The 23,644-nt window shown below is 43.0% G+C and carries 20 protein-coding genes; 11 read left to right on the plus strand and 9 right to left on the minus strand.

Translation table 11 applies throughout. The features are described 5' to 3' along the window. The first annotated feature begins 66 nt into the window (after nt 1-66). The 5 genes from NBH03_RS07070 (at nt 67) to NBH03_RS07090 (ending at nt 5,892) form a co-directional block, all read left to right on the plus strand. The gene (locus NBH03_RS07070; protein WP_250798533.1) at nt 67-1,812 is read left to right on the plus strand and encodes a sigma-54 interaction domain-containing protein; all 1,746 of its coding nucleotides are present in this window, start codon (nt 67-69) and stop codon (nt 1,810-1,812) included. A 203-nt stretch (nt 1,813-2,015) separates the two neighbouring features. Continuing rightward, nucleotides 2,016-3,248 (plus strand): diaminopropionate ammonia-lyase, encoded by a 1,233-nt coding sequence (locus NBH03_RS07075; protein WP_250798537.1) that lies wholly within the window; start codon nt 2,016-2,018, stop codon nt 3,246-3,248. Between the two features lie 25 nt (nt 3,249-3,273). Beyond that, entirely contained in the window at nt 3,274-4,674 is a 1,401-nt protein-coding gene (locus tag NBH03_RS07080; RefSeq protein ID WP_250798540.1) for a Na+/H+ antiporter NhaC family protein, read from the plus strand. 93 nt (nt 4,675-4,767) lie between these two features. After that, nucleotides 4,768-5,328: a chromate transporter gene (locus NBH03_RS07085; RefSeq protein WP_250798541.1), complete on the plus strand. Its 561-nt coding sequence runs from the start codon at nt 4,768-4,770 to the stop codon at nt 5,326-5,328. Continuing rightward, nucleotides 5,329-5,892 carry a chromate transporter gene (locus NBH03_RS07090; protein ID WP_250798542.1) on the plus strand — a complete coding sequence of 188 codons (564 nt, stop codon included), beginning with the start codon at nt 5,329-5,331 and terminating at the stop codon, nt 5,890-5,892. 486 nt (nt 5,893-6,378) lie between these two features. On the opposite strand, the gene NBH03_RS07095 is transcribed toward NBH03_RS07090, so the two are convergent. Next, complete coding sequence (locus tag NBH03_RS07095) at nt 6,379-7,728, minus strand: MATE family efflux transporter (RefSeq protein WP_250798545.1); 1,350 nt, start codon at nt 7,726-7,728, stop codon at nt 6,379-6,381. Nucleotides 7,729-8,015: 287 nt separating this feature from the next. Here NBH03_RS07095 and NBH03_RS07100 point away from each other — a divergent pair, with 287 nt between their 5' ends. Genes NBH03_RS07100 through NBH03_RS07115 form a run of 4 tightly spaced genes read left to right on the plus strand, consistent with a single transcriptional unit; the run spans nt 8,016 to nt 11,866 of the window. Further along, nucleotides 8,016-8,813 carry an SGNH/GDSL hydrolase family protein gene (locus tag NBH03_RS07100; RefSeq protein WP_250798548.1) on the plus strand — a complete coding sequence of 266 codons (798 nt, stop codon included), beginning with the start codon at nt 8,016-8,018 and terminating at the stop codon, nt 8,811-8,813. Beyond that, nucleotides 8,806-9,288 (plus strand): DUF4358 domain-containing protein, encoded by a 483-nt coding sequence (locus NBH03_RS07105; RefSeq protein ID WP_015514943.1) that lies wholly within the window; start codon nt 8,806-8,808, stop codon nt 9,286-9,288. Before NBH03_RS07100 ends, NBH03_RS07105 begins: the two co-directional genes overlap by 8 nt. Nucleotides 9,289-9,304: 16 nt before the next feature. Continuing rightward, entirely contained in the window at nt 9,305-10,690 is a 1,386-nt protein-coding gene (locus NBH03_RS07110; RefSeq protein WP_227081312.1) for an MBOAT family O-acyltransferase, read from the plus strand. A 12-nt stretch (nt 10,691-10,702) separates the two neighbouring features. Beyond that, on the plus strand, nt 10,703-11,866 hold the full coding sequence (locus NBH03_RS07115; protein ID WP_250798553.1) for a DHHW family protein: 1,164 nt from the start codon (nt 10,703-10,705) through the stop codon (nt 11,864-11,866). A gap of 144 nt (nt 11,867-12,010) precedes the next feature. On the opposite strand, the gene clpB is transcribed toward NBH03_RS07115, so the two are convergent. The 4 genes from clpB to NBH03_RS07135 form a co-directional block, all read right to left on the minus strand. Beyond that, a complete protein-coding gene (gene clpB, locus NBH03_RS07120; protein WP_015514940.1) occupies nt 12,011-14,605 on the minus strand; it encodes an ATP-dependent chaperone ClpB in 2,595 nt (864 codons plus the stop codon). A gap of 80 nt (nt 14,606-14,685) precedes the next feature. Further along, nucleotides 14,686-14,871: a hypothetical protein gene (locus NBH03_RS07125; protein ID WP_178438246.1), complete on the minus strand. Its 186-nt coding sequence runs from the start codon at nt 14,869-14,871 to the stop codon at nt 14,686-14,688. Between the two features lie 234 nt (nt 14,872-15,105). Continuing rightward, a complete protein-coding gene (locus NBH03_RS07130) occupies nt 15,106-16,329 on the minus strand; it encodes a site-specific integrase (RefSeq protein ID WP_055147117.1) in 1,224 nt (407 codons plus the stop codon). Between the two features lie 200 nt (nt 16,330-16,529). Then, the gene (locus tag NBH03_RS07135; RefSeq protein WP_004841353.1) at nt 16,530-16,724 is read right to left on the minus strand and encodes a hypothetical protein; all 195 of its coding nucleotides are present in this window, start codon (nt 16,722-16,724) and stop codon (nt 16,530-16,532) included. 103 nt (nt 16,725-16,827) lie between these two features. Here NBH03_RS07135 and NBH03_RS07140 point away from each other — a divergent pair, with 103 nt between their 5' ends. Both NBH03_RS07140 and NBH03_RS07145 read left to right on the plus strand, forming a co-directional pair. Then, the gene (locus NBH03_RS07140) at nt 16,828-17,019 is read left to right on the plus strand and encodes a hypothetical protein (RefSeq protein WP_173907341.1); all 192 of its coding nucleotides are present in this window, start codon (nt 16,828-16,830) and stop codon (nt 17,017-17,019) included. Between the two features lie 312 nt (nt 17,020-17,331). Then, complete coding sequence (locus NBH03_RS07145; protein ID WP_055147120.1) at nt 17,332-17,892, plus strand: helix-turn-helix domain-containing protein; 561 nt, start codon at nt 17,332-17,334, stop codon at nt 17,890-17,892. Between the two features lie 180 nt (nt 17,893-18,072). Here the strand turns inward: NBH03_RS07145 and NBH03_RS07150 are convergent, their stop codons facing one another. The 4 genes from NBH03_RS07150 to NBH03_RS07165 form a co-directional block, all read right to left on the minus strand. After that, nucleotides 18,073-19,821 carry an ABC transporter ATP-binding protein gene (locus tag NBH03_RS07150; protein WP_055147124.1) on the minus strand — a complete coding sequence of 583 codons (1,749 nt, stop codon included), beginning with the start codon at nt 19,819-19,821 and terminating at the stop codon, nt 18,073-18,075. Continuing rightward, on the minus strand, nt 19,814-21,631 hold the full coding sequence (locus tag NBH03_RS07155; RefSeq protein ID WP_055147127.1) for an ABC transporter ATP-binding protein: 1,818 nt from the start codon (nt 21,629-21,631) through the stop codon (nt 19,814-19,816). Before NBH03_RS07155 ends, NBH03_RS07150 begins: the two co-directional genes overlap by 8 nt. Before the next feature lie 72 nt (nt 21,632-21,703). Continuing rightward, nucleotides 21,704-22,474, minus strand: coding sequence for a hypothetical protein (locus NBH03_RS07160; protein ID WP_055147130.1), 771 nt, complete (start codon nt 22,472-22,474; stop codon nt 21,704-21,706). 112 nt (nt 22,475-22,586) lie between these two features. Then, nucleotides 22,587-23,609 carry a helix-turn-helix domain-containing protein gene (locus tag NBH03_RS07165; protein WP_081016865.1) on the minus strand — a complete coding sequence of 341 codons (1,023 nt, stop codon included), beginning with the start codon at nt 23,607-23,609 and terminating at the stop codon, nt 22,587-22,589. Nucleotides 23,610-23,644 lie beyond the last annotated feature (35 nt).

A 23,644-nucleotide genomic window follows, 5' to 3' on the forward strand; every position in this document is an offset into this window, starting at 1 on the left:
CAATTGTCCTTTTTTATGATAAACTAAAAGAAATTCTTTCACTTAAGCTTCGGGAGGTCATGAATTATGGAGCATATTCTTCAGCAAATGCAAGCCTTTTCCCAGCAATGTGCGGAAATTTTATCTGAAATTGTTGGGATTGATGTATCAATCACTGATAATCAGCAGATGCGTATCGCCGGCAGCGGCCGTATGAAGGGCCGTGTGGGCAATATAGCTGCCTATGGTCATATTGCTCTGCATGCACTTGAAACACGTCAGACAACAGTTGTACTGAATCCTATCGCCAATCCAATCTGCCAATCCTGCGAAACCCGCAGTACATGCGATAATCTCAGCGAACTCTGGACACCAATCATGCTGGATCATACACCTATCGGTGTCATCGGCTGCGTCTGTTACTCTGTCAGCCAGCGTCGGCAGTTCATCGACAGGCAGGATATCTATGTCCGCTTCTTCGAAGAATTCGCATCTCTTCTGGGCAATCGTGCCCATGCGTTGATTGAAGCTGACCGCAGCAATAATATCCGTTTTATGCTTGAGCATGTGCTTGAACGTGTCCAGGTAGGCACACTGATTTTGGATACTGACAACCATATCCATGATATGAACCGTCAGGGCCGCCAGATACTTCAACTGCCTGCAGATACGCAGGATTTCAGCCAGCTCCATCTGAGGCCGATTGGTGCCGATGATTCCAAGCAATATTGTATCTTGAATGACGAACATCAAATTAATATTATCGGTGATATCTACAATCTCGGATTAAATCCATATGACCGCCTGCTTTTATTCAGCAGCAGCATTTACAATTCTGATGCAGCTGATCAGATTCTCGGTCTGACTCCCTCCAGTGACCTGGCTCGCATCATTGGTCACTCTTCTGCTATTACAACGCTGAAAAAGAGTATCTGCCAGGTGGCCAAATCCTCTTCCAGTATATTCATCACCGGTGAAAGCGGCACCGGCAAGGAACTGGTTGCCCGCGCCGTTCATGGCGAGAGTCTCCGATCCGACAAACCTTTCGTGGCCGTCAACTGTGCTGCACTGCCGGAAAGTCTTCTGGAAAGTGAACTTTTCGGTTACGTCAAGGGTGCTTTTACCGGAGCCAATCCCCAGGGTAAAAAGGGTCTTCTTGAAACAGCTCAGGGCGGCACTTTCTTCATGGACGAAATCGGCGATATGCCAATGGCGCTGCAGACCAAGCTTCTCCGCGTCCTGGAACAGCGTGAAATGATGCGTCTTGGCAGCAATACCGTTATACCGATTGACATTCGTTTTATCTTTGCCACCCACAAAGACCTGAAGGCTATGACAGACGAAGGCACATTCCGAAACGATCTCTACTATAGAATCAATGTCATTCCCCTGCAGCTTCCGCCGCTCCGGGAACGCCGCAGCGATATTCGTCCTATTGCTGAAAGCTTTATCCGCAAATTCAGCAGCCGTCTGGACAAACGGGTTGTTACCGTCAAAGAAGATTTCTGGGTGGAACTGACCAACTATGACTGGCCCGGCAATGTCCGTGAACTGCAGAATGCCATCGAATATGCCATGAATATGATGCCGGCCTCCGGTATCCTCTACTCCGAGCTTCTGCATGGCCGTTTCCACAAAAAACATAGCTCCGACACAGATTGTTCTGAAATTTTAAACGATGACTGGACACTGGATGAAATGGAAGCTGCGATGATTCGTCGGAGTCTTGAACAATTTTCCGGGCAAAAAGACGGCAAACGGCTGGCTGCACAGAAATTAGGCATTGGCCTTGCAACCCTTTACCGCAAAATGAAAAAATACAATCTTACTTAATTCGGAAAATCATTATCAAAACGATAAATTCTCATTTTGATAATGATTTTTCTTTATTTTTCTCAAAATGATTTTACTCTTTTCTAAAAATCTTTTAAAATTCGCTGTTTTTCGTCGTTTTCCCCCTTATTTTCATTTGGCACGCATCTTGCTTTTATTATAGTACATAAGAGTTCGTATAAGAAAAAGGAGGATTTTATATTATGAACGAAGTACAGAGAATAGGCCAAATTGCCATGATTCAGAATGCGCATCCCGGAAAAGGACGCCGACCTGAATTCTTATCTGAAGAAAGTACTCTGGCAGCCCGCCACTATCATGGTTCTTTGCCTGATTATCAGCCAACCCCTCTTGTCTGTTTGTCTGATCTGGCTAAAAAAATGGGAGTCAAAGATATTTTTATTAAAGATGAATCTTATCGTTTTGGTCTGAACGCTTTCAAAGGCCTCGGCGGTACATACGCCCTCTGCAGAGTTGTCTGCGAAGAGCTCTGTCTGGATCCGGCCACTGTTACATTAGAGGAATTGCGTAAACCTGAAAATCTGGAAAAAATTCAGAAAATGGTATTTGTAACAACCACAGACGGCAACCATGGAAAAGGTGTCTCATGGGCCGCAGGGCTTCTTGGCTGCGAAGCGCATGTTTTCATGCCGAAGGGTTCTGTTGAAGCACGTGCACAGGCTATCCGTGATGCCGGAAAGGCAGAGGTCGTTATTACTGATCTTGGCTATGATGACGCCGTACGCTATGCCGCAAAAATGGCCACAGAAAATGGATGGTTCCTGGTACAGGATACTTCCTGGCCGGGCTATGATAAAGTTCCGTCCTGGATTATTCAGGGTTATACCACCATGGTATATGAAGCATTAACACAGCTTGCTGTTGCCGGTTACAAACGTCCGACACACGTTTTCCTTCAGGCCGGAGTCGGTGCCATGGCTGGTGGTGTTCTTGGCTATCTGGCCTGCGTTTATGGGGATGATCTTCCAACAGTTTCTATTGTGGAGCCATCTGAAGTTGCCTGCATTTTTGAATCCGCCCGCCATGAGGATGGCGAAGCACATAAAGCAACCGGTTCTGAAGTAACTATTATGGCAGGTCTTAACTGCGGAGAACCTTGTCTTGTCACATGGCCAATTCTCAGAGATTTTGCTTCCTATTACTTTGCGTGTCCTGATGAAGTATCTGCCCGAGGTATGCGTATCCTGGCAGCTCCTGAAGGCAATGACCCTACTGTTAAATCCGGTGAATCCGGCGCCGTTACAGCCGGACTCCTCTCCATGCTGCTGGAATATGAGGAATATCAGCCGATCCGTGAAAAACTCGGTCTGAATGAAAACTCTGTTATCCTTCTCTTCAACACAGAAGGTGATACGGATCCGGAAGGCTACCGCGAAATCGTTTACAACGGTGCGCATCCGATGACTACTCATTAATTCGGTTTATCTATGGGGGATACAAATGAATAATTCAATAAAAGATGTTAAAAAGCCAACATTTGCCTATGCACTTTTTACTGTTGTTGCCTGCTTTGCCGTGATTATGATTCCGGCACTGGCCTGGGGATGCAAAATCCATCCATTGTTCCTGTTAAGTTATCTGGTGGCTCTGCCGCTTTGTCTCAGACTGCATGTTCCATACAAAACACTGCAGACAGGTGTTGTTGAATCTGTAACAAGAGCCGTTGTACCCATTATGATTCTTCTGATTAACGGCGGCCTTGTAGGAACATGGAATGCTGCCGGTACTGTACCGCTGATTATCAACCTCGGTGTGAAGTTCATCTCTCCATCATTTTTCCTTGTGGCTACATTCATCCTTTGTGTTCTTTGTTCGATGGTCACAGGTACTTCCTGGGGTACTTGCGGTACAGCCGGTCTGGCACTTGCCGGTGTTGGTCTTGGTATGGGCATTAATCCTATGCTGACTGCAGGTGCAATTGTATCCGGTGCTTTCTTCGGCGATACAATGTCACCACTTTCAGATGGGCCTAATCTCTGTTCCGGTATTACCGGCGTTGATATTTTTGTTGGTATTAAACATACTTTAAAAGTAGCAATTCCATCCGGTCTGATCTGTACAATTCTTTATCTTGTCATCGGCATGAATCTTCATGTCAGTGCCATGGAAGATTCCACCATCCAGAATATCAGCCATACATTGGAAGCCAACTTCCATTTTGGTGTTGCAGCCATCATTCCTATGATTGTTGTTTTTGTTATGCTGGCTATGAAAAAGCCATCTATTCCTTCACTGCTGACCGGTGCTTTCACAGGCGGTGTCATCGCCTGCATCGTTGAAGGCAAATCCATTGCTGAAGTTATCTCTTACTTCTGGGGCGGTTATGTGATTGAATCCGGTGATGAAATGGTTGATACACTGCTGAACCGAGGCGGCATCACAAGTATGTCCAGTACTGCTATCCTGTTTATCTTTGCCTTTGGCCTTTTTGGTATTTTGAATGCTGCAGGTATCATTGATGCTCTGGTTGAACCAATGACCCGTCATTTAAAATCCAAGCTCAGCATTATTGTTACAACTGTCTTCATGTCCGTTCTCGGCAATGCCATCGGTGCTTCTTCTAATTTTGCCTATGTATTTGCAGGCAATATCATGGCACCTGTTTATGAACGTGCCCATCTGGACAAAGTCAATTTAACACGTTCTCTGGCTGTTGGCTGTACCGCTATGTGTACACTTCTGCCATGGAATATGAACGCTGTTGTTGCAGCCGGCTATATTGGCGTTTCAACGGTGCAATTGATTCCTTTCGGATTCTTTGCCTATGTTATGCCAATTGTCCTCCTGATCATCACGATCCTTGGTTTTGACACCAAGTACACAACTGATGAACAGGCATAAAACCACTTACACTCAACCGCCGCAAGCTCAAAAAACTGCGGCGGGCTTTTCAGATTTTCACTGAAAAAGACTATTTTTACTAGGAGGATTCATATGATCAAAGATTTGATTGACATTTATCTTATTTTCTTCCGCATGGGGGCCGTTACCTTTGGTGGCGGTTATGCCATGCTTCCAATTCTTCGTCGTGAAGTCGTCCAGAATCACAAATGGATGACCGAAGAAGACATCATGGATTTCTATGCATTAAGCCAGGGGATCCCAGGCATTATCGCCATCAACGTTTCTGTTTTCATCGGCTATAAACAACGCGGCCTATTAGGCGGTATTGCTGCTGCCCTTGGTATGGTATCCCCATGTATCATCATTATTTCCATTATTTCCTTCTTCCTGTCCAATTTCCAGGATAATCCATACGTTAAGCGTGCACTGGCTGCCATTTCAGTCTGCGTTGCCGCATTGATTCTTGATGCAGTTGTCGCTATGTGGAAAAAAGGTGTCAAAGATGTCATCGGCATTATTATCTGCTTCGTTATGTTATTCCTGAATATTTTCTCCAGCATATCGCCCATCCTGCTCATCATCGTATGTGCATTCATCGGTATTGGCGTCAAAGGTATTAAACGCCGCAGCGGAAAGGAAGGTGTCGCATAAATGTTACTCTTAAGACTTTTTTGGGAATTTTTCAAAATCGGTATTTTTGCCGTTGGCGGCGGTATGGCTGCCATTCCATTTTTACAGGACCTTGCAACGAAAACAGGCTGGTATGATCAAAGCCTGATCACAACTATGATTGCCGTTTCCGAGTCCACCCCCGGACCAATCGGTATCAATATGGCCACTTATGTCGGCAACAATGTTGCCGGTGTCATCGGCGGCATTACAGCAACACTGGGTGTTATTATTCCTTCTATCATCATTGTAACTGTTATTTCCAAGTTCCTTGAAAAATTTAAAAGCAGTAAAATTGTCAGTGATATTTTCTATGGTCTCCGACCTGCTGTTACCGGTCTGATTGCCGCAGCCGGCATCGGTGTTGTCAAAGTTGCCATGTTCCATCTGGATGTTTATGAAAAAACAGGCGCCATCATGGACCTCTTTGATATCAAAAAAATCATCTATTTCGTGCTGGCCTATCTGGCTATTATCAAATTCAAACTGCATCCGATTATTTATATTGCAATCTCCGCAGTTGTTGGTATTGCCCTGGCTTTTTAAAATTATTATTCATGCATGTAAAAAGGACTTCGAAAAGAGAAATATCCATCTCTTTTTGAAGCCCTTTATTTATTATCCATCTTTATTATAGTAACTGCAAATTTTTCACCTATTTACAAATATATCTTTCACCAATTAGAGCCACTATGCCCGTTCTGTAACTTATGGCCTTATCCGGCTACTCATGATATACTTAACGAATGGAAGTCGGAGGACGTGCTGCACCCGTTCCGAGCCTATTCGGAGGTGGTGCCATATGAGTACATATGAGGAATTACAACTTATAGTCTCTGTCGCTATGCTCATAGTTGCAATACTGAATTTTACGCATAAAAAATAGCCGTCCTAAAACTCTGGCAAGTTTAACGGCTATTTTTTAGTTTTTCTTCTTCGCCGGGTCGGGTGAGTGCATTCACCTTCCGACTTCCTATATTCTTATTATACCTTTCTTACAGGCGTTTGTAAATACGCCTATCGCGATTTTCTTTACAATGCTTTATTCTCTTTCCAACGACCTGATATCAGGAACACCACAATCAATATAATGGCACCCACGGATGCCATCGGACCGCCGAGACCGACGCCCGTCAAACCAAGGTTCAGCACCAGGCCAAAGGCCACTGCCACCGGTACTCTGAGAACGATCGCCGACAGCATATTATTCACCATTGAAAAAGCGGTATGCCCTGCGCCTGTAAACAGGCCGTTGATACAGAAGACAAACGGCATCAGCAGATAATCAAAGCTGAAGGTACGGATATACTGCACGCCGTATTTCAGCATTTCCGGTTCATCATTAAAAAGGCGTAAAATATGCTCGAAAGATGTCTGCGCCACAATAAAGATGCATCCACTGATACAGAATGCGATGACTGTACCGATTTTGCATGTTTTCACTGCTCGGTCCCACTTGCCGGCACCGATATTCTGTGCACACATCGTTGAGATGGAGGCCCCCATCGCCACAGCCGGCAGCACCGCAAAACTATTGAACTTGGCCACAACACCAACGGCGGCTGATGCATTGACGCCACCGATGATATTGACAAGAGTTGTAATGATCATAAATGAAACGCTCGTCACACCATTCTGAATCGCAGTCGGTGTCCCTAATTTCAGAATCTTTATCGCTTTTTCTTTTTTGATAATAAAAGAAGATGGTTTGAAATCAAATACAAAGTCATTGCGGATCATCACGACGATACAGGTGATCATGCTGACAGCCTGTGAGAATACAGTTGCAATAGCTGCTCCCAGCGCTCCCATCTTCAATCCGGCTACCAGTACAAGGTCAAGAATCACGTTAGTAATGCAGGCAATCAGTACAAAGTACAAAGGTCGCTTACTGTCTCCCATGCCGCGCATAACCGCACTGAACACATTGTAACCAAATATAAAAATCAACCCCAGAACCGTCACTGTCAAATAACGATCAGCCTCTGCAAAGGATTCCGCCGGTGTCTGGATCAGATGAAGAATCGGTTTCTTGAGAATAAGCATTAAAACGGTAATGGCAACTGCCGCAATGGTTAATGTCGTAAGCAATGTTGCCGTCGTCTCCTGCATATCCTTCCGCCTCTTGGCTCCCAGATACTGTGCGATCAGTACAGTTCCGCCTGCACACAGACCGACAACGATATTCGTCAGAATCAGGGTTACCTGGCTTCCCAGATTCACACCGGACATGCTGGTTGTACCGCTGAAGCGTCCGACAATCAGCATATCCGCCACGCTGTAAAGAGACTGTATAATGTTGGATGCCAGAAAAGGCAGTGAAAACAAAACCAGCTGTTTCGCTACATTGCCCTCCGAAAGATTTTTCTCAAAACTGCTCATGATGATTACCTCTTTTAAATTCCTGTAAGTATTGGCAGAACTTTTGCCTGTCAGAAAAGCTTTTGTATGCTTCATGTTTTTGTATACTTAATTATACTTAATATAGTAGCGTAAACCACCAATAATGACAATAGGTATTCTCAAGCGTACCATACCTGCCAACCCTGTTTTCCATACAAGAAGAACATTTCGAACCATTTTTCAATTTACATCTACCAAAAAAAATGATATCCTATAAGGTGTTTGACTACTATTAAGTACATCATCAATACTGGGGAATTTAAAAAATGAAAAATAAAACTGCATTTACAATTTTGACGATTCTAGTCTTAAGTTTTCTACTTTATCTGTCAGGCGGGATTTTTGTACATCACGGCTCTGCGAAAAACAGCGAATCTATTGCAGCGGATATTGATCTGCTCAAGCAAATGGAAGCCAAAACACCGACAGATTTCTCATCCCGCAAAATCGAAAGTTTTTCCGGCGATCTCACTGAGGAACAGGAGAAGATCATCGCAATGAAAGATGACTCCTTTGACAACAGTGAAATGACCAAATGGTTTGAGGACGTGATCATCCTGGGGGATTCTATCGTCGAGGGCGGATCTGCCTATGAATGGCTGACGCCATCCAACTTCTCCTCCAAGATCGGTATCTCCGTCTGCACAGCTGAAGAACAGATTGACGCTGCTATTAATGCTTCGCCATCTCTTCTTTTCATGTGTTTTGGTGTCAATGATATCGAGAATTATGGCTCACAGGTGGATGGATTTATCTCTGATTACAGGGAAGCAATTACCAAAATCCAAGGTGCGACACCGCATACTGTGATTTATGTCAATGCGATCTTTCCTCCGCAGGACGGTGTTCAGGATCGTCTGCCATTTTATGGGTATCTCGACGAATACAATACAGAACTTGAAGCTTTATGTCAGGAACTCGGCGTCACCTTTATCGACTCCGGTTTCATTTTAAGAGAACTGCCGGAATTATATGATGCGGATGGTATTCACCCTGTTTCCGCATTTTATCCATTATGGTTTAATTATCTGGCAGATATGGCGGGGTTAAAAGACAATGAATAGATTAAAGAAATTGACATATATCCAATACATCATCTGCGGCCTGCTTGTTATTTTCATTCTTGGCATTCTCCTGTCAGGTCATGCCAAAAATGTCAGTTTTGAAACAGTCCAACAGAATATTGTATCATGTGAAGGTATCAATACCCTCAAAAAAGGAACAGCCCGTGATATGCGAAAGAATCTTGATCTTGACGAAAGTCTCTTTGACTGGTCTATTTACTATTGCGGCAATGGTCTAATGGATGTATCGGAGCTTCTGATCGTGAAGTCCGATAACTCAGCCGCTCTGGAAACAGCTGAAAAAGCGGCTGCTTCCAGACTGGACGCACAAAAGACCAACTTTGACGGCTACGGCACTAACCAGATTGACCTTCTTGGTCATGCCATCACCAAAAAAGTCGGCCCTTATTATTTTTATGCTGTTTCTGAGCATGCATCAACGTGGGAGGAGGTTTTTATGGGTCTCGTCAAATAGACCCTGAAAGTACATTATGGTATTCAGTAGTTTAAATTTCCTGCTTATTTTTCTTCCAATCGTACTGCTCCTCCATTCAGTACTTCCTTTTAAGTATAAAAACATTGTACTGCTTGCGGCCAGCATTATTTTCTATGCCTGGGGAGAGCCTGTATATGTCATTCTTATGATCCTGAGCATCGGATTCAACTACATGTCCGGTCTCGTCCTTGGCGAGCTTGAAGATCCACATTTACGGAAGCGCCAGCTTATATTTGCAGTCGCTGTCAATCTTCTGCTGCTTGGATTTTTTAAATATGCCGGTTTCCTTGTCAGCATGATCAATGCCATTCTTCCTCTGAAGATTGAATTCAGATCACTGGCACTTCCTGTTGGTATTTCTTTCTACACATTCCAGGCATTGTCCTATGTCATCGATGTGTACAGAAAGAAAGTCAAGCCTCAGGAAAACCTGCTGAACTTTGCTGTATATATCACGATGTTTCCTCAGCTCGTCGCCGGTCCGATCGTTAAATATTCAGATATCGAGCTTCAGCTTTCCAACCGCAAAATATCCCGTGCCAAATTCGGTCAGGGCATCGAGCGACTGCTCTTTGGTCTTTCCAAAAAAGTCCTGCTTGCCAACAATCTCGGTCTGCTTTACGAAACCATTCAGGCTTCGGGCAGCAGAAGCATCATGACTTCATGGCTTGGTATTTTTGCCTACACCCTTCAGATCTACTTTGACTTCTCCGGTTACAGTGATATGGCCATTGGTATGGGCAAGATGCTGGGATTTACATTCCCTGAAAACTTCAATTTTCCATATATTTCAGACAGTATCACAGAGTTCTGGCGCAGATGGCATATGACATTATCCGGTTGGTTCCGTGAATATGTCTATATTCCTCTGGGCGGCAACCGTGTTTCCATGCCCCGTCATATTCTGAACCTTCTGATTGTATGGGTGCTCACAGGTTTCTGGCACGGTGCGGCATGGAACTTTATCCTGTGGGGCCTCTATTACGGTATTCTTCTGATTCTTGAGAAATATATATTTGCTCCTCTGTTGAAGAAGCTGCCGAAAGCAGCCCGACACATCTATACCATGCTTCTTGTCATGTTCGGCTGGGTCTTATTCAGCAACACGGACTTTGGCAGTATGCGCACTTACGTCGGCACTTTATTTGGTATCGGCACCAAGGGCTTCCTTGATCTGGCGTTCTTTTATTATATAAGGAACAATCTCATCATTCTGATCATGGGCGTGCTCTGTGCAACACCGCTGATCAGGAATTATATTGTGCGATGCAGCAGAAAGAAACCTGAAGTGACTTCCGCAGTACTTCTGCTCCTTGGTATCCTCAGTATTGCATTCCTTGTATACGGTACTTACAACCCTTTCCTTTATTTCAGATTTTAGTGAGGACAGATTATGCAGAAACGAAAAGATAAAATCAATCGAAAAAAATATCATTCTATTCTGGTCATTGCCGCAATTGCTATTGTTGTCCTCCTGGACGCCGGCATGATCCTGATGCCGGATCATACATCCTCTGATATGGAAAACCGTACACTCCAGACATTTCCAAAGCTGACATTCTCAACGCTGGTATCCGGAAAGTTTGAATCCGAATTCGAGACCTACATTGCTGATCAGTTTCCTTTTCGAAACAAATGGATCACGCTTGAATCCACAGTTTCACGCATGATGGGAAAAACTGAATCCAACGACATTTTTCTTGCAAAGGGCGGTTATCTGATCCAGAATTTCCATACGCCATCTGATGAGCAGTATGCCTCCCTCCTGGAAGGCTACAAGGGAATTGCCAAGCTTACAGAAGGAACAGATATCACTTTAAATGCTATGATCGTTCCTACGGCCGTCAACATATACAGCAAAAAACTCCCTTTCGGAGCTGTAAAAGGGGATCAAAAAGCTTTCCTTACACAGCTTCAAAGTGACCTTGCTGCTTCCGGCATCAACTGGATCGATCTTTCTGAGCCTTTTGCCGCCTGCGACAAAGCAACTCAACTTTACTACAGAACCGACCATCACTGGACAAGTGATGCGGCCTTACTCGCCTACCAGACCTATAACAAAACTCTGGGACTTAATGACAGCACCACTTATTCCAAAAACATACTTTCCGATTCTTTCAAAGGTACTTTGTCCGCTTCCAGCGGCCTGCGTACATCAGAAACGGATGAAATTTATGCGTATCTTCCGGATCAGGCCACAGATTACACTGTCAGCCTGACGGCAGAAAATACCAAATCAGCTTCCGTATTTGACGTTCAAAGCCTGTCCACCAAAAGCCAGTACAATGTATTCTTTGGCGGCAATCATCCGGAAGTCGTTATCGATTCCGCTTCCGAATCCAAAAAGGTGCTGATGGTCTTCAAGGATTCCTACGCAAACTGTTTTGTTCCGTTCCTGATTCCTGACTATGCAAGAATCATCATGATCGACCCGAGATATTATACAGAAGATATTTCCGAAACCATTCAATCCAATGGCGTTACCGATATTCTGTTTCTGTATAATGCCAACACGGCGGCTGAAGACCACAGTCTTTATCAGCTGACCGCCCAATAAACTAAAATACGCTAAAATACAGCATCATGACAATCCTATCAGAATCGTCATGATGTGAAGAAAGGCCCTGTACTTCGGCATTCACCGAAATACAGGGCCTTTTGGGGGAAAATGTTCACTTACCAGCCAACACAATCTGCGCCATTAGTCTTCAATATGTGTTGTGGTTGTTGTGAGGCCATTGGCATCAGCATCTACATTGATGCAGTCGCCCGGCTCCAATTCATTGCCAAGGATCATTTTAGCTACCATGGTCTCGACATTCTTCTGGATATACCGCTTCAACGGACGTGCACCATAAACCGGATCATAACCATGATCTGTGATGTAATCCTTTGCAGCCGGTGTCAGCTGAAGTGTCAGTTCCTTTGTCTCAAGACGCTTATTCAGACGACCGATCAGGATATCAATGATACCGCTGATGTTATCCTTCGTTAACGGCTTGAACATAATGATCTCATCAAGACGGTTCAGGAATTCCGGTCTGAAATGTGCTTTCAGATCATTCATCGTGTTCTGTCTTGCTTCATCACTGATATTGCCTTCGCTGTCAATGCCCTCCAGCAGATAGGAAGAACCAATGTTTGACGTCATGATCAGAATCGTATTCTTAAAGTCTACCGTTCTGCCCTGGGAATCGGTCACACGACCATCATCCAGAATCTGCAGCAATACATTGAAAACATCCGGATGGGCCTTCTCAATCTCATCGAAAAGGATAACAGAGTAAGGTTTTCTTCTGACTGCTTCTGTCAGCTGTCCGCCTTCTTCATAACCAACATATCCCGGAGGCGCTCCGATCAGTCTGGACACGGAGAACTTCTCCATGTATTCACTCATATCGATACGCACCATATTGTTCTCATCATCAAACAGATTCTCTGCCAGTGCCTTGGCAAGTTCTGTCTTACCAACACCAGTAGGGCCAAGGAACAGGAACGAACCAATCGGTCTGTTCTCATCCTGGATACCTGCCTTGGAACGGATAATCGCTTCTGTAACCTTCGATACACCTTCTTCCTGACCGATGACACGTTTGTGAAGTTCATCGTCCAGGTGAAGGATCTTATTACGCTCGCTCTCTGTCAGCTTTGCAACCGGAATACCTGTCCATCTGGACACGATTCTGGCAATCTCTTCATCAGTGACACGTTCACGAAGAATAGAATTCTCTTCTCCATGGACACGCGCCTCTTCCTCTTCCAGCTGTTTCTTCAGCTGAGGCAGCTTGCCGTACTGAAGTTCAGCAGCCTTGTTCAGATCATAATTCCTCTGAGCCAACTCAATCTGCTTGTTCAGGTCTTCAATCTGTTCACGCAGGCTCTGCAGCTTCTCAACATCCTGCTTCTCATCGTCCCATTTAGCCTTCTGAACCTTGAAATCTTCTCTCAGTTCGGCAATCTCATGGGTAATGTTCTGCAACCGTTCCTGACTGAGCTTGTCGTCCTCTTTCTTCAGAGCAGCTTCCTCAATCTCCAACTGCATGATCTTACGCGAAATCTCATCCAACTCTGTCGGCATAGAATCAAGTTCTGTCTTGATCATTGCACAGGCTTCATCCACAAGGTCAATCGCCTTATCCGGAAGGAAACGATCGGTAATGTATCTATGTGAAAGCGTTGCAGCTGCCACAAGGGCACCATCTGTAATCTTAACACCATGGAAAACTTCATATCTCTCTTTCAGGCCACGAAGAATGGCAATGGTATCCTCAACCGTCGGCTCATCCACCATAACCGGCTGGAAACGACGCTCAAGCGCCTTATCCTTCTCAATGTATTGTCTGTACTCGTCCAGTGTTGTCGCACCGATACAGTGGAGTTCACCCCTGGCCAGCATAGGCTTCAGCATATTGCTGGCATCCATGGCACCGTCCGTCTTGCCGGCACCAACGATCAGATGCAGCTCATCGATGAAAAGAATAATCTCGCCGTCGCTCTTCTTGACCTCAGCAAGAACAGCCTTCAGACGTTCCTCAAATTCACCTCTGTACTTGGCACCGGCTACCAGTGCGCCCATATCCAGAGAATAAATCTTCTTGTCCTTCAGGCCATCCGGCACATCGCCCTTGACGATACGCTGTGCCAGGCCCTCGATAACTGCGGTCTTACCTACACCAGGCTCACCGATCAATACCGGGTTGTTCTTCGTCTTACGAGAAAGGATACGGATAATGTTACGGATCTCCGTATCACGGCCAATGACAGGATCCATCTTCTGGGCTCTTGCCTTGCCTACCAAATCTTCTGCATACTTACTCAGGCTGTCATAAGTTGCCTCAGGGTTATCACTTGTCACACGCTGATTGCCTCGGACAGTGGAAAGTGCCTGAAGGAAACCATCTCTTGTTACTTCAAAATTCCTGAATAATGTCTTGATATCACTGTCGGCTGTCTCAAACAATGCCAGGAAAAGGTGCTCAACAGAGATATATTCATCATCCATCTGCTTCGCTTCTTCCTCAGCCCGTACCAGTGTACGGTTCAGGTTATCACCTACATAAACCTGGCCGCCGGATACCTTGACAAGCTTCTCAACAAGCTTCGTCGCCTGTACCTTAAATCCTTCATGATTAATTCCCATCTTCGCCAGCAGTCTGTCGATCAGGCTGTCTTCCTGGGTCAGCAGGCTCAGAAGCAGATGTTCCTGTTCAATCTTCTGATTCCCGTACTGATAAGCCAGTTTCTGACAATCCTGCACTGCCTGCAGGGACTTCTGTGTAAATTTATTTAAATCCATATTCATGCCTCCTTTGGAAACAATGTACTTAATTCTATATTGTTATCTATATGAAACACGGCACTCTGATTCATGCCGTGTTAATTTTCTTCTTTCTTGTCTCGCTTAAACCATTCCCTGAACTTACGGACAATGAACGACTGCTCCGGCTTCTGATCCTTGTCCTTCGGTTTTTGTCCCACAGCGTTCAGCGGAAAGTTGTAAAACAAATCATCATACATATTATGTTCATCATCAGATGAACCATCAAATCTCATACCCATCATTCACCCTCCTTTTTGTTCTATGCGTAATATAACACATATTATTAGCACTGTCAAGAGGTGAGTGCTAATAATTTGAATATTTTTTTGCAAACCGTAATTTTTACAGGGTTTGCAAGGGATTTCAAATTGCACTCACACTCAATTTTCTTGGTTTTACACCATTTTTACACCATTTCATTTGATTTTGGTGTAATGCTTATTTTCTTTACACCAAATTACACCAGTGACCTGAATTTACACCACTGCTGGTACAGCATCTGGCAGGTTCATTTTTGACATTTCATTTTCTACATGAGACATTTCGGCGATATGGTTATATACGTTCATCGTAATCTTTGCATCGGAATGTCCCATCACATACTGCATGACTTTCGGATTGACATTGTTTTCACCCAATCTGGTACAGCCCGTATGCCGAAGCGTATGAGCAGATATATGAGGCATCAGCTCAGGTTCTCTGTTTTCCTGGGCTGCCAATGCCGTTTCCTTTTTGTTATAAGCATTTACAATGTTCTTTAGGAAACTGTTTACACCTGCCGGCATGATCGGACGTCCATGTTTTGTATTGAAGATGAATCCACTACGTCCACCAATCTCTACATTACTCTGCAATCCCAGCATCAGATTCAATTCCTTCTGCTTACGAAATGCGTCATACACAGTCTGCGTCATCGGTATCGTTCTGATGCCCGCATCCGTTTTGGTTTCAGAATCATGGAAACAATAGCCTTCATCACCTTCATAGTAAACAAGCTGACCTCCCACATGGATTTCCCTGTTCTTCATATCTACATCCGACCAGGTCAATCCAATTGTTTCACTCACTCTCAGACAAGCCCCGAACATAATCTGCATCATTGGAAGATGTGGTTTATATACCTTACTATTCTCCACAAATTTCAGAAGTTTTTCCTGCTGTTCCAAAGTCAATGCTTCTTTTTCTTTTGCCGGGGCACCATAATCTCCAAGTGTTCCTGTAACCGGATTCTTTCGGATAATCTCGTCTGCTACTGCCATCTCAAAACTTGGGTTAAGCATAGCATAAAAGCCTTTGATCGTACTGTGTGCCAGCCCTTCATCTGACAGCTGCGAAAAAAATGTCCGTACATGAGAGGTCTTAAAATCTACCACACGAATATTTCCCAGTGTATTACGCACCCGGTGATTCCACATACCGATATAATTCTTCTTCGTTCTTTCCCGGATATTCGTCGTTGCCATATACCGTTCAAACAAGCCATTTACCGTCAGCTTCTTTACAGATGTGTCTGTAATAAGCTGATCATCCATATCTTTATTGACCTTTTTTTCCTGTTCTCTCAGGCTCGCAAGATCCATATCATAGATTGTTATCCGCTTTCCGGTAATCTCATCTTTGTAGCGATACATATAACGTCCATCTGATCGCTGGCTCTCTCCTGTTCTTAAATTTCTGCCTTTGTTGTCTTTTCTTGCCATACTAATCATTCCTTTCACATTCGTTGTTTGTTATTCGGAATGATTTTTGTCCTGTTCGTATCAGTCATAATCTGTCTGATATCTGCTCACAGATTAACATAATATTTTAGGATTTCCAAGGGTAAATTCTTGAAAAACACCAATTTTTCTTTGCACTCTCATTCCGAAGGAAATTCGTTGTTTTCTCCTGTTCTCGTCCATTACACTGCCATTGCATCAAGATATTTTTTTATCTTATCCACGTTATAGAGAACACGTCTGCCAACAATGATCTTTGCTTCTGCACAGTCTGCGATTTTTCTTGCTGTGACTGCACCGCAGGATAGCATTGCCATTAAACCTTCAATATCCACAGTCAGACGATTTTCTGTGTTATACTCTGTTGTCTTTCTCATGATGCACATACCTCCTTTCCTCCGTATTCTTCTGCATCACCTCCCAGACAGCGGTTTCATGCCCGTTGTCAGTACCTTCTTCTGTCGTTTTCGATGTTGTCTAATGATGAATTTTCTTCTGTTCGGCGTGTTGGCTTCCATTCGTACAGGCGGTGTCAACGTTACATTTGACCTCTATCAGAATTTTTCTGAATGCTGCCAGCTCCTTCTCGAGCCTGCCAGCCGTTGCCGGAGTATCTTCGACTTCCACATGCTACTCTCTGGTACAGCGGTGGAATTCTGTGTTGTCCTTTAAACCTCTAAGGGTACCTATACAGCTCATTTAATTTTCAAGGTATATAAAAAGCTCTTGAATTCCCATTCAAAACCTTTTTCTACTAATCACACGTGGCAGAGGCAATAAGGTCATATTTTTCATAAAAAAATTTGATTTTTTCATCCCCGCTTTGTTTATTCGCTTTTATGCGAATATTGATTATGCTGTTATTATATTTCGCTTTAATGTTAATGTCAAGCATTTCATTCGCTTTGTTGCGAATGTTTCTGTTTACATTCTGAGCTTTTGATAGTAAAATAGACTTATCAAATAGAAAGCAGGAAATCTGATATGACAATTGGTGATAAAATTAAAAAAATTCGGACATTCCGGAATATGACACAGGCTGAACTCGGTGCCGCTCTCGGTTGGGGCGATAAGGGTGCAAACCGCCTTGCCCAATACGAAACCAACTACCGGGTTCCCCGTAAAGATCTGGTGACTGAAATGGCTAAAATTCTGGATGTGAACCCACTGACACTACATGAACCAACTACGATGAATGCTTCTGAGCTGATGGAAATTCTGTTCTGGATGGATGAATTTAATCCCGGCATGATCAATCTCTTTCAGTTAGAGACTTATCCGGGTGAAAAATCAAATTCCAGCGACGATACCGCTATCCGCTACCATGATTCTGATAGCTGGCCTGCACATCCACCTGTTGGTATGTGGTTTAATTATGGGGTTCTCAATGATTTTCTGAAAGAATGGACACTTAGAAAAGAAGAACTAAAATCTGGCGAGATAACCCGAAATGAATATTTTGAATGGAAAATCAACTGGCCGCAGACCTGTGATGATTGTGGTAAACGAGAGCCGTCAAAACAGTGGCGAAAATCAAAAGAATAGAACTTAGTGAAACTTAGCAAAACTTAAATTTACTGAATTTTTCTCTTTACTCAAAAAAAGGCACTGTAAAACCAATGGTTCCATGGTTTTCAATGCCTTTTGTACATATTCTCTATTGGATTTCTCGCATCTATTTGTACATGTGAAACTTAGCGAAACTTAAACCAGCATCACTACAAATTATATATTAAGTTTCCAGTTTGCCGCTTCCGTCTGCAGATCAACTAACTTACGATATAGACCATTTTTCTTCATAAGCGTATCATGGTTTCCTTTTTCTGCCACAACACCTTTATCCAGAACAACGATCTGATCCGCTGCTTCAATCGTTCTCATCCTGTGAGCGATTACCAGAACTGTCTTTCCACTGACCAGTTCAGATATTGCTTCCTGTATCTGTGTTTCACTGTCCACATCTAAAGAAGCAGTTGCTTCATCCAGCAAAATAACAGGCGCATCTTTTAAAAGTGCACGAGCAATGGAAAGACGTTGGCACTCTCCACCGGAAAGTGTAGAACCATTTTCTCCTATTACTGTCTGATAACCCTGCGGTAAATTTTCGATAAATTCATGACATTTTGCTGCCTTTGCTGCTGCAATAACGTCTGTATCACTTGCGCCTTTTCGTCCAACACGAATATTTTCCATAATTGTATTATTGAACAGGACAACATCCTGAAATACAATCGAGAAATCTTTCATCAATGCAACCGAATCAAGTTTTGCGATATCAACGCCACCAAGTGTAATCTTTCCTCCATCCAGGTCATAGAATTTTGCGGCAAGTTTTGCTACAGTACTCTTACCACCGCCGGATGGTCCGACTAATGCGGTTACCTGTCCCTGTTTCGCAGTAAATGATACATCCTTTAAGACCGGCTTTCCTTCTTCATAAGAAAATTTCACATGGTCAAAGGTTACGTCATAGCCCTTGGTGTGATAGTCTTTTTGTCCGCTTTCTAAAGGATATTCCTGAATCTCTTTCAGACGATTAACCTGTAAATTTGCACCAAAGAGTTCAGCCATATTTGCCATAGCTCCGGAAAGCGGATCGTACAGGCGTGAGGCTGCGATCAGATACAGAATATACGTAAACAGACTGATCTTTCCATGTAAGATTAGAGAACTTCCCACAACGATCACAGTTACAAGACCAAGTCTTAAGATCATCTGACCGGTTGTAACTAGACTTGCGCTGACCATCTCGCTGGAAATCTGTGCTTTCTCTGCTATATCCATTTTTGCATCCAGTTTCTTAAGATAAGTATTCTCCTGATTACACGCTTTGATATCCTGTACGGTTTCCAGACATTCCTGGATTCCTTCTGACAGATTCATTCTTTCCGTCATATATTTCTTTCCAAGCTTCTCCTGCCATTTTCGTGAAAGCAGTACGATTGCAAATGCCACCGGTGCAACCCATAGCAGTGCCAGTCCCATTTTCCAGTTCATAATCAAAAGTACGATACACACAATCGCTGTCGAGATCAATGCTCCAAAGAACTGAGGAACAGTATGGGAAAATGCATGTTCAAAGCTTGCACAGTCACCCATAATTGTACTTGTCAGATCAGCAAGATCACGTTCATGGAAAAATCCAAGTGGCAACGTCCTAAGCTTTTCTGCAAGTGTAATACGTCTACGTTCACTTTCCTCATAGGTACCAATATAAGCTTTTGTATATTGCAAATAATGAAAAATAAAAATAATAACTAAAATGATAATTCCTGCAGCTGTATACCATGCAAGCCCTGCCGTTTTATCTTCCATTCCAAGAGCCACCGGAAGCATCGCATTTAATACTATTGCAAGTAAAGCAACTGGAAGCATCAAGCTGATATTTGCCAGTACAGAGTAAACAATTGCTTTAAAAAGATCTTTTGCACCCTGATCGCTCAGAGCATATTTTTTCTGCAATCTGTTAATCATGTTTCTTTTCCTTTCCCACAGATTTTCCAACCTTCCAGGTAATCTGTGTCTGATACTCTTTCCACATCGATGCATAAATGCCATTTTGATTCACAAGTTCCTGATGATTGCCACATTCTACGATTTTTCCATCACCAAACACGAGAATCGTGTCTGCATTCTGAATCGTAGACAGACGATGTGCAATCATAAGTACTGTTTTTCCACGGGTCAATCCTTCAAAGGCAAGCTGGATCTGATGTTCATTTTCTGCATCTGCAAAAGCAGTCGCTTCATCAAGTACGATAATCGGTGCGTCCTTGAGAATTGCACGGGCTAATGCAATACGCTGATTTTCACCACCGGACAGATAAGTTCCTCCGTTTCCAACCACAGTATCGAGCCCATTTGGGAGTCTGTCTATGATATCTTTGCACTGGGCTGCTCCCGCTGCTTTCAATACCTCATCACGTGTGGCCTCCGGTCTGGCAGCTCTGATATTTTCTAGTAAAGTGTCATTGAACAGGCGTGTATTCTGGAATACAAATGCAATCTGCTCCATCAGATCATTTTTTGCAATCTCACGAACATCTACACCGCCAACCAGAACAGCGCCTTCCTGCACATCATAAAAACGTGGGATCAGACTTGCCGCTGTAGATTTACCACTGCCGGAAGCTCCGACTAATGCAATGGTTTTTCCTGACGGAATTTCGAAGCTCACATGATCCAGTGCTTTTTTCTCAGTGCCCTGATAAGTAAAGGAAACATCCTGAAATACAACGGAAGCATCCTTTGGCTGTTTTGGAGTATTGGATTCTTCGAGTGGTTTCTCCTGTAAAACAGCTTCAATTCTGCTTATCGCACTTTTGGCTGCCATCAATTGTTCGCTTGCAAACATGATACGGTTCATCATTGTCGTGCAAATCGGTGTAAACAGACTATAAAACAGGAAATCCAAAAACAGCTTCTGACTGTCAGCCTGTCCACTTGCACCCGTAAGAATCAACACTGCTGCCGGAATCAATAAAATGAAAGTTCCATTTAAAGTAACATTAAATCCGGTCAGTGGAATACGACAGCAGATTGCATATCCGCTGGCATATTTTTTGTATTCTTCAATCGCAGCGTGAAAGTTTTTGAAAGAATACACAGTTTGCTGAAATACCTTTACAACCGGGATTCCACGGACAAATTCAACCGCTTCTTTGTTCATTGTTTCTAGGGCAGTCATGTATCCAGACATAAAATCTGCATTATCTCCACCCATCATTTTTTTCAGAAAAAATACGCTGATGACCAACGGAAGCAGACAACAAATTCCAAGTCTCCAATCAAAGACAAACAACAAAATGATAACTGCAACCGGCATAACAACTGCACCGGTCAGATCCGGCAACTGATGTGCCAGAAACCCTTCGGTCAGTCCAGCATTATCATCAATAATTTTCCGAAGTCTGCCACTGGCATTCTGACTGAAATATCCAAGTGGTAATGTAACAATATGATGCATAGCTTCTTTTTTCATATTGGTTGCTGTGCGAAACGCTGCCAAGTGTGAACAACATAGTGCTACAAAATACAAAAAAATGCTAAGCATCGAAAATGCCACAGCGAGCCATGCATAATGTCCGCTGGATGCTGCCAGAGAAATATTCCCCTGCACCATTGCATGTAAGATATCCCTAATCACAAACCAGATGCAGACAAAGGGAATCATAGAAAGTATCGTGGACAGTCCTGCCAGAATACATCCGGCAATGGTCAACCAGTGTCGGTTCCCTGCAAATTCAAACATCCGAGATAGTTCAGGATTTTTCTTTTTATTCATGATCTTATATCCTCCTAAAAAAAGTCGGTGGTATCAGACTCTTTCCAATTTCCACCGACTCAAATTCATTTACTATTCAGACAGATTCTCTTTACAGAATAGTTGTATACAATTCTCAACATCTGCTTGCGTATAGTCAACAGAAATTCCTGCTGCCAGCCAATAAGCATATTCACCTGCGTCATACTTTTCCAGTGCATCCAGATCACTGCCATATCTGAATTCAATATGCCATGTTGTTTTCATCGTATCCGGAGCGATACAGAAATAGGTAAACTCGCCGGAATCAGCATCATCACTTTCGTAAATGTACAGACCACGCGTTTCTTCCATACCTACGTAATGATAAGAATGGCTGAATATATCATTCCCATTTTCATCCACACCTGATATTGTTGTTCCGTCAAACGTAAATCGATCTATATTCTGTAAAAATTCACAGTCGTATGCCATATTTCTATCCTTGTAAGTTTCCACTGCTTCTTCACCAGTGACTGTTCCAGTTACCATAGAAGACATCTTTTCAACAGCCGCCTGAGCATTATCCTCTCCTACAATTGAAGCACTGTCATCCAACCACAGCTGATCGTATTCATCTGCTAGAATAACCGGCCACAGTTCCTGATAAGTACCTTTCAGATCACTTAAAAGTTGATCTGCTGCCTTCTGATTCTCATCAGTTCCACTTTCCTTCTGTACGCTCGTAGTCTGTTCGTCTGTAACACTGCTTTCTGTTTGCTTTGTTTCAGATGTACTGCTGCTTGTATTTCCACAACCTGTCAATAAAGAAATAGACAAAGTCGCTGCTAAAAACAAGCTTGTTAATAGTTTTCTCTGTTTCATTATAATCCTCCTAAATCAAAAAATATGCATTAGTCAGTCTTATCTAACTAATGCATATTTTATCTGGTACTAATATAAAACTCAATGACCTGTCAGACTGGATTCTATCCAATCAGACATTCTTTTTATACTCCGTCGGTGTCATTCCATATTCACCTCGAAATGCCGAAGTAAATTTATTTGGATTTGTATATCCTATTTCTGTTGCAATTTCACCTACAGATAAACTCCCCTCCCGTAATAATTTTTCAGCAATTTGTAAACGATAAGTCCGGAGATACGCATAAACAGGTGCGCCATACATTCCCTTAAAACAACGTTTCATTGCCGTTGGTGATATTTCAAAACGCTCTGCCAACTCCTCAATTGTATAATGTTCTTTGATATGTTCTACAATAAAATCATGAATCTGTCTGGTACAGTTCCTTTGCGATTTTGAAAAATAAACATAGTCGTTCTTAATCCTGTCAAAATCCATTTCTGTTAATATCAATAAAAGTTCCAGAAGCTTTATTCTAATATAACTAGGCTTTATATGTTCCTGAACGGTATATAATTCCGAAAATATATGTTGTACAGTTTCATTTGCACGAACCATATAAAAATCCTGTTTTCCTGCAAACTCTGAAATTTGAGTAAGATTAATAGAAAGAAGTTTCAAGATTCTTCCCATCTCATCTGTAATTCCTTCCAAATCAATCGTTATCGTTATCCCATGATAATGGGAAGTAGGAAATGTTGATGTATGTGATTTCCTATGCAAGGTACAGATGGATAAATTTCCCGCTGCCATATAGCAATAACTACGCTCTCCAAACGCACACTCACACCGCCCCTCCCGACAATAATTAATTTCAATAAATCCAGTACGTGGACTCTGCATCTTATTACAATATTCCATATGCATATCATTATAGACCAACTCCATTCCTGGAAATGTCTGATATACTACGATATCTCCTGTACCACTTTCATTCTCAAGATGAAATCTTGAACATATCGTATCTTCTTTTTTTCTTCGGACAGAAGTTCCATATAAATCAACACTTCTGAAATCCGCTTTCACTTCCGAAGATGCCAAAAGTATATCTCCAGCAATCTTATATGGATTGTCCGCTGCTGTTACTATTCTCATTTTACACCTGTCCACTTTCTTCCGTTGCTGTTCTT

The organism is Coprococcus intestinalis (genome assembly GCF_023656595.1).
In the GTDB taxonomy this organism is placed as follows: domain Bacteria; phylum Bacillota; class Clostridia; order Lachnospirales; family Lachnospiraceae; genus Coprococcus_A; species Coprococcus_A intestinihominis.